Source organism: Chromobacterium paludis (genome assembly GCF_008275125.1).
Taxonomy (GTDB): domain Bacteria; phylum Pseudomonadota; class Gammaproteobacteria; order Burkholderiales; family Chromobacteriaceae; genus Chromobacterium; species Chromobacterium paludis.
This window is the reverse complement of sequence record NZ_CP043473.1, coordinates 2,137,763-2,150,995: the sequence shown is the minus strand read 5'-3', so window position 1 is coordinate 2,150,995 and position 13,233 is coordinate 2,137,763. Positions and strand designations below refer to the sequence as shown.

Below are 13,233 nucleotides of genomic sequence, written 5' to 3'. Positions count from 1 at the left end.
GGGTTGTGAGGCGTCGTACTGCCTATTATCCGACAATTTGCATGTGGGTTGAATGGCGGCGTGCGCCGCCGGTCTCCCGGCGGCGACCGTCCGTCGCTCAGGACCAGGCTTGGAGGATGGCTTGCAGCGCGGGGTGCTGCAGCTTGCGTCGGCTGGCGCTGATGTAATAGTGCTCCCATACCCCGTCCAGGGCGCCGATGCTCTCCAGTCCGGGCAGCGGGGCCGGCTCGTCGGGCAGGGCCGGCGTCGGGCACAGGCCCAGCCCTTGGCGGGCGAAGGTCTCCATCAGGGCGTAGTCGTCGCACTCGCCCACCACCACGGGGCGGATGCCCTGCGCTTCGAACCAGTGCTCCAGCTGGCGGCGCAGCACGTTGTCGCGGCTGGGCAGCAGCAAGGGCGCCTGCTCCAGGCTGGCGGGAAAGTCCGGCTGATAACGTTGGCGCAGCGCCGGACTGGCCAGCAGCAGGACGGGGCAGCGCAATAACAGCCAGGACTGGAATTGTTGCTGCTCGCTGCTGGCCACGGGGCGATCCGCCAGCACCAGGTCCAGCTTGTGGCGGCCCAGTTCGCCCATCAACTCCTCGAAGTCGCCTTCGCTGCAGCTCAGTCGCAGTTGGCCGGGTTTGGCTGTCAGCGCGGGCAGCAGCAGGCGGCTGGCGATGCTCTTGGGCAATACATCGGAGATGCCCGCCGCCAGTCTCTGAATTTGATCCAGCTGCGCGTCGTCCAGTGCTTCCCCCAGTTCCTCGCCCAGCATGAAGATGCGGTCAGCGTAGCCCTGCGCCAGCCGGCCGGCCTCGGTCAGTTCCAGGCCGCGGCCCTGTTGGCGGAACAGCGCGCGGCCCAGTTGTTGTTCCAGCTTGGCGATTTGGCCGCTGATGGTCTGCATGCTGACGCCCAATTGCTGTGCGGCCCGCGTGACGCTGCCGGTGCGGGCGACGGCCCAGAAATATTGCAGATGCTTGTAGTTGAGCTTTTCCATTCAACTATTCGAAAAAATGGAAGTAATGTTCAGATTTTAGCTGCTTTTTTCGATGATTGACATCGCCTACACTGCAGCGTGGCCATGCAGTGCCGTGGCTCTTTTTGATGTCAATTTTGGAGACTGAATCATGAAACGGGTGATTCTGCTGATCGTTACCAATATCGCGGTGATGCTGGTGTTGAGCCTGAGCGTGCGCCTGCTGGGCCTGGATCGCTTTGTGACCGCCGGCGGCTTGAACCTGGGGATGCTGTTGATGTTCTCGGCCGTATTGGGCTTCGGCGGCGCTTTCATTTCGCTGGCCTTGTCCAAGACCATGGCCAAGTGGAGTACCGGCGCGCGCGTGATCACGCAGCCGTCCGGCGAAACCGAAGCCTGGTTGCTGGCTACGGTGCGCAAGCTGGCGGACCGCGCCGGCCTGCCCATGCCGGAGGTGGCCGTGTACGAGGGCGAGCCGAATGCCTTCGCCACCGGCCCCAGCCGCGCCAACTCGCTGGTGGCGGTATCCACCGGCCTGCTGGCCAATATGAATGAAGAGGAAGTGGAAGCGGTGCTGGCGCACGAAATCGCCCACATCCGCAACGGCGACATGGTGACGCTGACGCTGATCCAGGGCGTGGTCAACACCTTCGTGTTCTTCCTGGCGCGGGTGGTCGGCTACCTGGTGGACAGCTGGCTCAAGCGCGATGAGGAAAATAGTTCCGCCGGCACCGGCATCGGATACTTCGTCACGGTGATCGTCTGCGAAATCGTGTTCGGCATCCTGGCCTCCGTGGTGGTGATGTACTTCTCGCGCCAGCGCGAGTTCCGCGCCGACGCCGGCGCCGCCGAGCTGCTGGGTTCGCCGCGTCCCATGGCCAACGCCTTGCGCCGCCTGGGCGGCATAGAGGCGGACGGCCTGCCGCAAAACATGGCGGCGTCAGGCATCGCCGGCGGCCGCTGCTTGCTGGGCCTGTTCGCCACCCACCCCAGCATGGAAGAACGCATCGCCGCGCTGGAAGGCCGCGGCTGATAGTCGGGGCGGCGGAAGCTGCCCGATCTAATCCATTCTGATGGAGCAAGTCATTGATTGAGTTTTTTACCGCCCCGGCGCTGGGTTATCCGCTGTGGGTCTGGCTGATGTTCATGAGCGGCGTGCTGGCCCTGCTGGCCTTCGATCTGGGCGTTTTGCAGAAGGATGGCCGCGAGATCGGCGTGAAAGAAAGCCTGAAACTGTCGGCGATGTATATCGGCATAGGCCTCGCCTTCGGCGGCTGGGTATGGTGGTATCGCGGCGCGGACGCCGGCGTGCAGTATCTGACCGGCTATCTGCTGGAAAAGTCGCTGTCGCTGGACAATGTGTTCGTGATCTCCCTGGTGTTCGGCAGCATGGCGGTGCCGCGCGCCTATCAGCACCGGGTGTTGTTCTGGGGCATTCTGGGCGCCATCGTGATGCGGGCGCTGATGATAGGCGCCGGCGCGGCGCTGGTGGCGCAATTCCAGTGGGTGCTGCTGCTGTTCGGCGCTTTCTTGTTGCTCGCCGGCTTGAAAATGCTGTTCTCCGCCGACGACGAGCCGACGCCGCTGGAGGAGCAAGGCTTGTATCGCTGGCTGCGCGGGCGCTTGCGGCTGACGCCGGGCTTGATCGGCAATGCCTTCCTGGTGCGAGGCGAAAAGCACGGGTTGGCCAAGGGCTGGTGGGCGACGCCGCTGCTGTTGACCCTGATCCTGGTGGAGGCGGCCGACTTGGTGTTCGCTGTTGACAGCATCCCGGCGATCTTCGCGGTGACGCAGGACCCGTTCCTGGTTTACACCTCGAATATTTTCGCGATTCTGGGCTTGCGCGCGCTGTATTTTGCGCTGGCTGCCATGGTGCATCGCTTCCATTACCTGAAGTACGCGCTGGCGCTGGTGCTGGTGCTGATAGGCGTCAAGGTGGGGCTGGTGTATCTGCACGATGTCGGGCTGGTGGCGTTCAAGGTGCCGACGGCGCTGTCCTTGCTGCTGACCGTGTCCCTGCTCGGCGGCGGGGTGGGCTACTCGCTGTATCGCACGCGCCAGGTCGGGGAGGATGGCGCGCGCTAAGGAACCAACTGGCATCGGCTTGGTTCAAACGGAACGGGCGTCCGCCGAAATAAGCGGTGGACGCCCGTTTGCGCGCCGGCGGCCGGCGCCTGCTCTTCATAATCAAAAACACCTTTAGGAATAGTCTTGATGTCACAAGCTCCCCGATTGCTTATTGTCGATGATGATCCGGACCTGCGCGACTTGCTGAGCGACTATCTGAACTCTCAGGGCATGACGGTATCCGCCGTGGGCGACGGCGAGGCGATGAACCGGATCCTGGCCGAGAAGTCCTTCGATATCCTGATTCTGGACCTGATGCTGCCCGGCACCGACGGCCTGACGCTGTGCCGCGACCTGCGCTCCCGCTCCAGCATGCCCATCCTGATGCTGACTGCGCGCGGCGACGAACTGGATCGCATCATCGGCCTGGAAATGGGCGCCGACGATTATCTGCCCAAGCCATTCAATCCGCGCGAACTGCTGGCGCGCGTGCGCAGCATCCTGCGCCGCGTGGATGATAGGCGAAACAACAGCAATCTGCGCGCGCTGAAGTTTGCCGACTGGCGCCTGGAGCTGGGCGCCCAGCACCTGGTGGACGGCGAGGGCGTGGTGACGCCGCTGTCCGGCGGCGAATTCAAGCTGATGCAGGCCTTGGCGGAGAATCCCCAGCGCGTGATGTCGCGCGATCAGCTGATGGAAGCGATGAATGGCAAGGAGGCTGGGCCCTTCGACCGCACGGTCGACGTGATGATAGGCCGTCTGCGCAAACGGCTGGGCGACGACGCCCGCGAGCCCTTGCTGATCAAGACCATACGCAGCGGCGGTTACATGCTGGCCTGCGAGGTGGTGCCGGTGCGATGAGGCGCCTGCCTCGCACCCTGTATGGCCAGCTGCTGCTGACGCTGCTGACCAGCGTGCTGTTGGCCAATGTGATTGGCATTGGCCTGGTGCTGACCGACCGCGAACAACTGACGCGGACGCTGCGCGCGGAATACGTGGCTCAGCACCTGGCCGACATGATCAATCTGCTGGACGAGACGCCCGCCGCCAACCGGACCAAGCTGGCCAGCGCCATGTCTTCTCCGTTGGTGCAAGTGGTGCTGGGCCATCCGTGGCTGGATAGCCGCAAGACGGACTGGCCGGAGGCCAGCATGCTGTGCCAGCTGATCCGCGATGACCTGAACTTTCCCTATCGCATGCAAGTGCTGTCTTTCCGCGAGGATGAGCCGAATGCGCCGGAGGGCCTGCTGACGCCATTCCTGGAGCCGGGACAGCACGTGTTCACGCCGGCGGACAAGCAGTTTGGCGTGAAGGCGGTGCCCAACAACCTGGTGACCGGCGAGCAGGAGCTGAAAATCCAGATGGCGACGGTGCAGGTCACCTTGCGCGACGGCACGGTGGCGACTTTCCGCATCGGCCAGGTGGTCTCGCCGCAGGAAACGCCGTGGCGGGTGACGGCCTGGTTGTTGCTGGTCGCCTTCGTGGTGGCGGGGGTGTCGGCCTGGGCGGTGCGGCGGCTGACCCGGCCGCTCGCGCTGTTTTCGAAAGCTGCCTCAGGCCTGGCGTCTAACCTGGACCAGCCGGCCTTGCCCGAGACCGGGACCCTGGAAGTGGTCAATGCCACGCGCGCCTTCAATCACATGCAGAAGGAACTGCAACGCTATCTGCAAGCGCGCAGCCAGATGTTGGCCGGTGTTTCCCATGATCTGCGGCTGCCGATCACGCGCATCCGGCTGAGGCTGGAGCAGCTGCAAGAGTCGCCTTCTCGCCAGGCGATAGAGCGCGACCTGGTGGAGATGGACCAGCTGATCGGCGACACCCTGGCTTATATGCGGCTGGGCCAGGGCAATGAAAGCTGCGTGCTGCTGAATCTGGACGCTCTGCTGGAGGGGGCCATCGAGGACATCGAGGCCTTGGGCGCTCAGGTGGATTACACCCCGGGATCGATCAAGCCCTTGTTGGCGCGGCCGCAAGCCCTGCGGCGCTGCATCGCCAATCTGCTGGAAAACGCCAGGCGCTACGGCGGCGAAGGCGTGATCGAGGTCAGGCTGCAGGAACGAGACGGGCGGGTGGAAGTGTCGGTGCGCGATCACGGCCCCGGCATCGCCGATGCCGATCTGGAGCGCGTGTTCGAGCCCTATGTGCGGCTGGAGGACTCCAGGGCCAGACACACCGGCGGCAGCGGTCTGGGCCTGGCCATCGCGCGGGCCATCGCGCGTGAGCACGATGGGGATATCCTGTTGTTCAATCATCCAGAAGGCGGATTGTGCGCGGAACTGCTGTTCCCGGCGCGGCGGGCGGCTTAACACTGTTTGACAAATGCGAACAGGAATGCGCTTGATGTTTTGATTGGTAGTAAATACAATCTAAATTGAGTTCACTAGAGCAAGGTACGCCAAGCTTCAGCGGATTCAGGTCAAGTCTATCCTTCACAGGGCCCACCCAAAGTGGGCCCTTTTTTTATATTTTTGATCGTAAATGAATTGCTAATCAACTTTAATATTCATTAAGTTACAAAATATGCAGAATTTATGTGTAGATATGAATACTTACGGTGTGTCGCATTTAAACATCAGTGTTGCTTTTTTGATGAAAAACAGAGAGTGCATGCTTGCGTTGTTTGGCTGGATAAATTAGTATGTGATCGCTTTCTAAGACAATCCAATAGGATGTGCACGATGAAAAAGACTCTGATTGCTCTGGCAGTTGCCACTCTGCCGGCAGCGGCTTTCGCCGACGTGACCATTTACGGCCAGATCAAGGCCGGCGTGGAAAATGTGGACGCTGGCGGCATGAACCAGACCAATATCGACGACGTGGGCTCCCGCATCGGCTTCAAGGGCAGCGAAGACCTGGGTAATGGCCTGAAGGCCATCTGGCAGGTGGAGAGCGGCTTCGACATCGACGGCAGCAACCGCCAAGGTTATGGCAACTTCGCCAGCCGTGAATCCTTCCTCGGCCTGGACACGGGCTTCGGCAAGGTGCGCCTGGGTAATCTGTCCACCTTCAGCGATGACAGCATGAGCGTGGTGAACCCGTGGACCAGCGCCAGCAATGCGCTGCAACTGAATGCCTTCACCCGCGACGACGGCCGCGTGAAGAACGCCATCCGCTTCGACACCGCCAACTACAACGGTTTCCATGGCGCCTTCCTGTACGGCACCAAGGAAGACAAGAGCGGCGCGTTCAGCGCGGATGCGGCATCGACTCAGCGCGAAACCTATAACCTGGGCCTGTCCTACGAGAACAGCGGCTTCTTCGGCAAGTACCAGTTCATCCATCAGACCCCGGTAACCTTGGCAGCGGGCACCACCCAGTCCAATGACAGCCACCGTCTGGAAGCCGGCTACAACGCCAACAACCTGCTGGTGGCCTTCGGCTATCGCAATGACCGCGGCGACAGCTCCATCACGCCGATGAGCTTCCTGCTGGGCAACCACGCTCCGGCGCTGGACGGCAGCAAGTACAAGTCGCAAGAGTACGCGCTGACTGCCGCTTACACCCTGGGCGCGTTCACCCCGAAGATTTCCTACGCTCAGGCGAAGGATGTGGATCGCGATGGCGTGCGTCAGGATGACACCGGTTATAAGCAATTCCTGGTCGGCGTGGACTACCAAATGTCCAAGCGCACCACCGTGGGCATGCAGTATGGCGAGATCAAGTCGGATCGCGACATCTTCTCCAATGCCGCGGACGGTTCCCATGCCGGCAACAAGCTGCGTGGCCTGGGCCTGAACATGGTTCACTCCTTCTAATACCGGCAACGGTTGCAGGAGGCGCGCCGATGGGCTGACATCGGCGCGGCAAGTCAAACCGCCGTTCCCGCGAGGGGCGGCGGTTTTGCTGTCGGCTGGTCATGAGGCGCCTCTGCCTCTCGCCGGCACCGGGAGACCGCCGCGTGGAAAGGCGGCGTCCGCGTGCTCTGCGACGGCTGGCGGTTGCGAAGCTTTGCTCTGGCGGGAGCGCGCTTTGGGAGTATCGCGGATCAGATGGCTTGCAGGCTTTGCGGGCTACGCCAACGGAAGGCGCGCGTTTGGACGACTGGATGATTTATGGGGCGGTTTCAAGAACCAAGTGCAACAGGGTTAATGTTTAACAGCCTGTCGTGATTCAATCACAGCGTCCAAGTGTTCAGCAAACACCTCGATCGGCATCTTGAAATCCAGCACTGCGCGAGGCCGGGTGTTGAGCCGGTGCGCTATCGCATCCAGCTCTTCCTGGCTATGAACCGACAAGTCTGTTCCCTTGGGCAAATACTCTCGGATCAAGCCGTTGGCGTTTTCATTGCTGCCACGCTGCCAGGGGCTGTGCGGATCGGCGAAGTAGACTTGAATGCCGGTCCGCGCCGTCAGCTCTTTGTGCCGGCTCATCTCTTTGCCTTGGTCGTAGGTTAGCGTTTTGCGCAAGGCGGGCTCCGGTATTCGATTCAGCATCTGAGTTAATGCCTCCAACGCAGATGCCGCGCTCGCATCCGGCATTTTGGCCAACAGCACCAGCCGGCTGCTGCGCTCCACCAGCGTTGCCACTGCCGAGCGATTGCCAGCCCCTTTGATCAAGTCCGCCTCCCAATGGCCTGGGATCAACCGATCTTCGGCCTCGGACGGACGCTCATGAATGCTGACCATATCAGGCAGCTTGCCGCGTCTATCCTCGCCTTGGCTGCGCTTGCGTCGGCCATCCTGGCCCTGGCGGAGGCAGCGAATCAGTTCTTTGCGCAGCTCGCCGCGAGGCATGGCGTAAATGGCGGCATAGATGGTTTCGTGTGACACGTGGTAGGCAGGGTCTTCAGGATAATGTTCACGCAGTCTGCCCTGGATCTGTTGCGGAGACCAGCCTTGGCGCAGGAGTTCAGCCACCATCAGGAAGGCGGCGTTGTGCGGCAGGAGCTTGCGAGAACGCCGAGGGAGGCGCTGTCGCTGCCTGGCTTGACGACCGGCGGCGGCGGCGTCGTAAGCGGTGGGATTGATCGAATTACGACGAATCTCGCGGCTGATGGAGCTAGGCGCGCGCCGCAGCAGCCTAGCAGGCCGTTGAAAAACACGTCGATCTTGCCCCAACCCATTTCCATATGAACAAAAATGGGCGGTTTCAGCGGGCAGAATGCCAATAAATCCGCTCTCTGCCTGGGTTTTCAGGCTGTTTGCCGGTTATCCGGCGATTTTGGGCGCAATACGCCCTATACATGCGATCCGCCCCAACAGCCGGACAGGCTGCCCATGCGGATCAGGTTATAGGTCGCAAACGCTAAAAAAGTTTGCCCGGCCAGTTTGGCCCGGCCGATCAGTTTGGTTTTGCGAAGGCCTCCGACGGTTTTCAGCCAGCCGAAGCATTCCTCGATCCGTTTGCGTCGCCGCTGGCTGATCGCGTAACCCTCATGGCGCGTGGTGCGGCTGTCGATGGCGCTGCCGACACGCTTGCGCGCCACGTGCGGCGTGATGCCCAAGTCTCTGCAGCCGTTCACGAAAGCCGGCGTGTCATAGCCCTTGTCCGCGCCGACGGTGCTGCCTTTCTTGGCATTGCGCAGCAACAGGTTCAGCGCTTCGATGTTTTCGGCGTGGCCATTGACCTCGGACACCGAGACGTCCACCACCAGACCGTTGCGGTTCTCGGTCAGGATATGGGCCATATGGCACAAGCGGCTGGCGTCGCCGGCGCTCTTGCGGGCCAGTCGCGCTTCCGGATCGGTTCGCGATTGATGCGTCTGGTTGCTTCGCTTCTCACCCCGGAAATCGACGTCCGGGTTGCGCCCTGCGGGTGGGGAGGTGTCGTCATCCTTGTGAACAAAGCTTTTGTGCGAAGCCCAGGCATCGATCAGCGTGCCGTCGACGCTGAAATGTTCGTCGCTGGTGAGCTTGCCCCACTCGGCCAGGCTGCGTACGCGAATGAAGAAGGCGCGGGCGACGTCTTCGGTAAACAAGCGGTCGCGATTTTGCGAGAAGGTCGAGTGATCCCATACGCGGGCATCGGCGGAAAGGCCGACGAACCAGCGAAACAGCAGGTTGTAGTCCAGTTGCTCGACCAGCAGCCGCTCGGAGCGGATGGTGTAGAGCACTTGCAGCAGGGAGGCGCGCAGCAGATGTTCAGGCGGAATCGAAGGCCGCCCGACGCGGGAATATAAGCCGTCGAATACCTCATTCATCGAGCCGAGCACCAGGTCGACCATCTGGCGGATCTTGCGCAGCGGGTGATTGGCCGGGATGCGATCTTCCAGCTGGATGTAGCTGAACAGGCTCGTCTGACTGTCGTTGCGGACGCCTCTCATCGGGTGCTTTCGCGGTTCGTTGGATGTTGATGATTATACCAAATGAATGGCTGTTGGTTTTTCAACGGCCTGCTAGCGATCTGGCGGAGGCTTTGACCTTGTGCGGCCATCTGCATGATGCAGGCGCGCTCTTCAGCGCAAAGTTGTTGGTAATGTGAGGCCATGGCAACACCTTATCAGGGTGTTGCACTTGGAGTTTGAGACCGCCTGGCGAGATTGTGCCTTATCCCCGCTAAATGCCGGCGAGGCGATTTGAGTGGAAAGGAATATAAAACAGGCCGCCCGAGAACTCGGACGGCCCCATGCCTCAGTTCGCTGCCGATTCAGCGCGGGAAGGGCGCGACGTCCAGCTTTTCCAACAGATAGCCAGCCGTTTGCAGCGCGCCTTCCACCCAGCCTTGGGCGTCGGAATAGGCCTCGCCGCAGATGTATAAGGGAAAATCGGTCGGCTGCACGATGGCATGCTTCACCTCCCAGCTTTTCACGCCTATGTTCCAGCTGTTCCAGCCGCCGCCGAAGGGGTCGTCGCCCCAGTCGCGGTAGGCGGCGTTGCGCACTTTAGGGGTGAAGGACAGGCTGTGCATCACGGTGAGCTGGCGGGTGACTTCTTCCGTCATCATGCGCGGCGCCTTGTATTGGTGCCATTCCAGCTCGTTGCGCATCACATTGTCGTCCACGCCAATGAAGGGGTCGGCCAGCGGCGCGACGTCCAGGCCGCGTTGCCGAGGCTGGCGGCGCTTGGCGCGCAAGCCGTCCCAGAAGCCGGTATTGTCGCCATCGTCGTAGCTGGCCAATAGCATGGCGTGGCCCTCGACGGCCGGCTGGCCATCGCTCTTGGGCCAGTAATAGGTTTGCCGCACCGGCAGGTCGGTGACCGAACGGCCGGCCTCCACTGGCACGTAAACGGACTTGCCGTCGGCGCCGGTCATGGCGCAGCCTGTATTGCGCCACCATGGGCTGTCATAAGTGGTGAACAGCTTGAACAGCGGCCGCGGCGTGACGGTGGAGATCAAGGCCTGGGTCTTGCCGTCTTGCAGCGCGGGGCTGTTGGCGGTCAATAATTCCAGCGAGCGGCGCGGCATGGCCAGGATCATCGTCTGGGCGGTGGCGGCTTGTCCGTCCACCTGGAAGGAAAAGCCATCGCCTTTCAGCGAGATGTGCGACACATGGGCTTGCAGCCGCACCTCGCCGCCCATCTCCTCAAACAGCTGCGCCAGCGACAGCGGCACCTGCTGGAAGCCATTGCTGAAACCTTTGTATTCCGGATCAACGCCGAAATCGGACAGATACCAGGGGATGGCGTCGGCCGCGTTCCAGTTGCACAGCGTGGAGTCATAGCCGCCCACGTCCTCCGCGTAGTGATAGGCCTCGCCTGTGATCACGCGCAGCAGCACGTTCCAGAAGCCCTGTTTGTACAGCGGCACGCCGCCGAACTCGGCGTTCTGCGCCATTTCGCGGCGCTGCGCCTCGCTGAGTTCCGGATTGGTGATGCCAGGCACGATTTGTTCGATCGCGTTTACGATCACCGCCCCGGCGCTCTGCCCGTGGTCGATGAAGTTCAGCTGATACGGCACCAGTTCCGGGTTCTGGGTGAAGTCGGCCAGACGCAGGTAGACGCCGCGCAAAAAAGCGATGTTCTGGTCCTCGTCTACCGGGAAATCGTACAAGGTGATCTGCTCGTCGTCGGGCAGTTCCTTGTTCAACTCATGGATCAGTTGAGTGACCAGCGGCTGCACGGCCGGCAGGATGCGCATGCCGCCCAGTTCCGCCACCATGTCCGGGATATCCGGCGGCCGCACCGACAGCAGGCGTCCGCCGATGTGGTTGCTGGCCTCGAATACGGCGATCTTTTTGCCGGGATGGGTTTGTTTCAGTCGCCAGGCGCAATACACGCCGGAAACGCCGCCGCCGACGATGGCGATGTCGAAATTTTCTTCAGCCATGATGCAGTCTTCTCCTGTGGAGTGGGACGTTAGAAGATCACCGGCACATTGCCCGGCATATCTGGCCTGTCGCCGCGGCGGTTTCGCTCGCCGCCGAAGTGATAACAGTCAAGCCGCGGTTGCTTCTCGTAACGGACATTGGCGTCCTCCGGCGTGGGCGGCGGCTGATCCAGGCCGACCGTGTGCATGTCCAGCACATAGGCGTGGCCCTTCAACACATGGTCCATGCCGCGGCGCACGGCCGCGCGCACGTCTTCCGGGTGGCGGACGATTTCGCCTTCCATGCCGCCAAAGGCTTTGGCCAGCGTGACGAAGTCCGGTTTGGGCCTATGGATGCGCAGGTATTCCGGGTCCTGGGTGCGCGCCGTCCATTCGTAGCCCGGCGCATCGCCGTACATCGCCTCCACCTGGGTCAGGCCCATTTGCAGCGTGTGGTATTCGTGGTTGTTGGTGATGATGTAGAGCACGCCCAGTTGTCTGTGCTGCGCAGTCCACCACGTCTGCGGGTAGAACAGCGAGGAGCCGTCGCCGGTGGCGGCCACGACGAAGCGGGTGTCTATGCCCTGGCTGCCGCTGTCTTCCAGCTTGATGCCCAGCGTGGCTGGCATGGACCAGCCCAGCGAGCCGCCGCCCACGCAGTAGTAGCTGATCGGCTGCGCGGCTTCATTGGTGAAGGGCAGCAGGTACTGGAATGGCGCGGGGTCGGATACGGCTTCGTGCACGTAGACAAACTGCTTTTCCAGATCGCGCTCGGAGATTTCCTTGCGCAGCGCGTCGGCGATCACCACGGCCCAGATTTCGTTTTGGTGCATGGCCTCGCGTAGATACGCCTCCCAGTCCACCTTGCGTTGCGCCGCCAACTCTTTCAGCTTGGCGTTGCGCGCAGCGGCGGCGGAAGAGGGGTGCGGGCCTATCAGCTGGTTGATCAGCGGCAGGGTGGCTTTCAGGTCGCCGAACAGCGCGGATTCGCCGTAGTAGTTCTTGCCTATGTCCCAGGTGTTGTTGCTCAGATACACCTGGGTGACGTCCGGCGGGATCAAGGGGCCGTCGCTGTATTTGTAAACGGTGATCTGTGCCTGATTGCTGAAGCCGCACAGGAAGGCGACGTCATGGCCGGCGAACACCTGCTGCACGCCGGCCTGGCTGCCGGGCAGCTCGCCCTGCCAGTGGTAGTCGTTGTTGGGAAAGTTGGCCAGGCTGCTGAAGGTTTGCTGCAGCACCGGCGCGCCGATCAATTCCGCCATTTCCTGCAGCTCCGGCCAGACCTGGGCGTAGCCGGCGGCATCGCCGGTCACGATGATGGGGTTCTTGGCCTCGCGCAGCAGCTGGGCTGCCTGCTCTATCGCCTGGCGGTCGGCGGTGAAATGCGGCGAGATCTGCGTCACGCCCTTGATGCGGTCGTCGTCGCCGATGCGGCGCATGGTGAATTCCCAGGGGATGGCCACGAAAACCGGGCCGTTGGGCGGGGCCATCGCCTCTTTGAAGGCGCGTTGCAGCACCATGGGAAATTCCTGTTCGGTCCGCACTTCGTGCGCCCACTTGGTGTATTGGCGCGCCAGATCCACCAGATTGGAAGCCAGCAGCGGCTCTTGAGTCACCAGCTCGTTCTGCTGCTGGCAGCACAGGATGACCAGCGGCGCTTGCGAGCGCCAGGCGTTGAACAGATTGCCGATAGCGTGGGCGATGCCTGGGGTGACGTGGACCACCAGCACGCCGGGCTTGCCGGTCATGCGCGCCGAGCCCATGGCGGCACCGATGGCGATGTTCTCGTGCAGGCATTCGATGTACTCCACGCCGTTTTCCGGGTAAGAGGTGCCGTCGATGATGGGGATTTCGTTGGTGCCCGGCACGCCGAATATCCGGTGTATGCCCAGCTGGCTCAGGATGTCGAATACGTAATCGCGCGCCCAGCGTTTGGGCTGGCCCGGCTGCTCTATGCTCATGCCTTGTTTCCTCCCGGTTGATGTCATGCCGATACCATTTAAGTGGTAATGCAGACC

The 13,233-nt window shown here is 62.0% G+C and carries 11 protein-coding genes; 5 read left to right on the top strand and 6 right to left on the bottom strand.

Going from position 1 to position 13,233, the window contains the following annotated elements:
• Positions 1-97: 97 nt before the first annotated feature.
• Positions 98-982, bottom strand: a complete 885-nt coding sequence (gene nhaR, locus FYK34_RS09895; RefSeq protein ID WP_149296211.1) for a transcriptional activator NhaR — start codon at positions 980-982, stop codon at positions 98-100.
• A gap of 130 nt (positions 983-1,112) precedes the next feature.
• Here nhaR and htpX point away from each other — a divergent pair, with 130 nt between their 5' ends.
• From htpX to FYK34_RS09870, 5 genes are all read left to right on the top strand, one after another.
• Positions 1,113-1,994 (top strand): protease HtpX, encoded by an 882-nt coding sequence (gene htpX, locus FYK34_RS09890; RefSeq protein WP_149296210.1) that lies wholly within the window; start codon positions 1,113-1,115, stop codon positions 1,992-1,994.
• A 53-nt stretch (positions 1,995-2,047) separates the two neighbouring features.
• Complete coding sequence (locus FYK34_RS09885) at positions 2,048-3,046, top strand: TerC family protein (RefSeq protein WP_196782469.1); 999 nt, start codon at positions 2,048-2,050, stop codon at positions 3,044-3,046.
• Positions 3,047-3,175: 129 nt separating this feature from the next.
• Complete coding sequence (locus FYK34_RS09880; protein ID WP_149296209.1) at positions 3,176-3,889, top strand: response regulator; 714 nt, start codon at positions 3,176-3,178, stop codon at positions 3,887-3,889.
• Positions 3,886-5,334 (top strand): ATP-binding protein, encoded by a 1,449-nt coding sequence (locus tag FYK34_RS09875; protein ID WP_149296208.1) that lies wholly within the window; start codon positions 3,886-3,888, stop codon positions 5,332-5,334. The genes FYK34_RS09880 and FYK34_RS09875 overlap by 4 nt, the downstream gene beginning before the upstream one ends.
• Before the next feature lie 372 nt (positions 5,335-5,706).
• On the top strand, positions 5,707-6,783 hold the full coding sequence (locus FYK34_RS09870; RefSeq protein ID WP_149296207.1) for a porin: 1,077 nt from the start codon (positions 5,707-5,709) through the stop codon (positions 6,781-6,783).
• A gap of 330 nt (positions 6,784-7,113) precedes the next feature.
• Here FYK34_RS09870 and FYK34_RS09865 read toward each other — a convergent pair whose 3' ends face one another.
• The 5 genes from FYK34_RS09865 to FYK34_RS09845 form a co-directional block, all read right to left on the bottom strand.
• On the bottom strand, positions 7,114-8,085 hold the full coding sequence (locus FYK34_RS09865; protein ID WP_149296206.1) for an IS30 family transposase: 972 nt from the start codon (positions 8,083-8,085) through the stop codon (positions 7,114-7,116).
• A 119-nt stretch (positions 8,086-8,204) separates the two neighbouring features.
• Positions 8,205-9,290 (bottom strand): IS5 family transposase, encoded by a 1,086-nt coding sequence (locus FYK34_RS09860; RefSeq protein WP_149294741.1) that lies wholly within the window; start codon positions 9,288-9,290, stop codon positions 8,205-8,207.
• Complete coding sequence (locus tag FYK34_RS21175) at positions 9,287-9,454, bottom strand: helix-turn-helix domain-containing protein (RefSeq protein WP_149296205.1); 168 nt, start codon at positions 9,452-9,454, stop codon at positions 9,287-9,289. Before FYK34_RS21175 ends, FYK34_RS09860 begins: the two co-directional genes overlap by 4 nt.
• 159 nt (positions 9,455-9,613) lie before the next feature.
• On the bottom strand, positions 9,614-11,233 hold the full coding sequence (locus FYK34_RS09850; RefSeq protein ID WP_149296204.1) for a flavin monoamine oxidase family protein: 1,620 nt from the start codon (positions 11,231-11,233) through the stop codon (positions 9,614-9,616).
• 29 nt (positions 11,234-11,262) lie between these two features.
• Entirely contained in the window at positions 11,263-13,176 is a 1,914-nt protein-coding gene (locus FYK34_RS09845) for a thiamine pyrophosphate-binding protein (RefSeq protein ID WP_149296203.1), read from the bottom strand.
• Positions 13,177-13,233: the final 57 nt, after the last annotated feature.

Excerpts from the sequence above, each read along its gene's own strand:
- FYK34_RS09845 (WP_149296203.1), bottom strand. The coding sequence starts at position 13,176 with ATGAGCATAGAGCAGCCGGGCCAGCCCAAACGCTGGGCGCGCGATTAC.
- FYK34_RS09850 (WP_149296204.1), bottom strand. The coding sequence starts at position 11,233 with ATGGCTGAAGAAAATTTCGACATCGCCATCGTCGGCGGCGGCGTTTCC.
- FYK34_RS09860 (WP_149294741.1), bottom strand. The coding sequence starts at position 9,290 with ATGAGAGGCGTCCGCAACGACAGTCAGACGAGCCTGTTCAGCTACATC.
- nhaR (WP_149296211.1), bottom strand. The coding sequence starts at position 982 with ATGGAAAAGCTCAACTACAAGCATCTGCAATATTTCTGGGCCGTCGCC.
- FYK34_RS21175 (WP_149296205.1), bottom strand. The coding sequence starts at position 9,454 with ATGGCCTCACATTACCAACAACTTTGCGCTGAAGAGCGCGCCTGCATC.
- FYK34_RS09880 (WP_149296209.1), top strand. The coding sequence starts at position 3,176 with ATGTCACAAGCTCCCCGATTGCTTATTGTCGATGATGATCCGGACCTG.
- FYK34_RS09870 (WP_149296207.1), top strand. The coding sequence starts at position 5,707 with ATGAAAAAGACTCTGATTGCTCTGGCAGTTGCCACTCTGCCGGCAGCG.
- FYK34_RS09875 (WP_149296208.1), top strand. The coding sequence starts at position 3,886 with ATGAGGCGCCTGCCTCGCACCCTGTATGGCCAGCTGCTGCTGACGCTG.
- htpX (WP_149296210.1), top strand. The coding sequence starts at position 1,113 with ATGAAACGGGTGATTCTGCTGATCGTTACCAATATCGCGGTGATGCTG.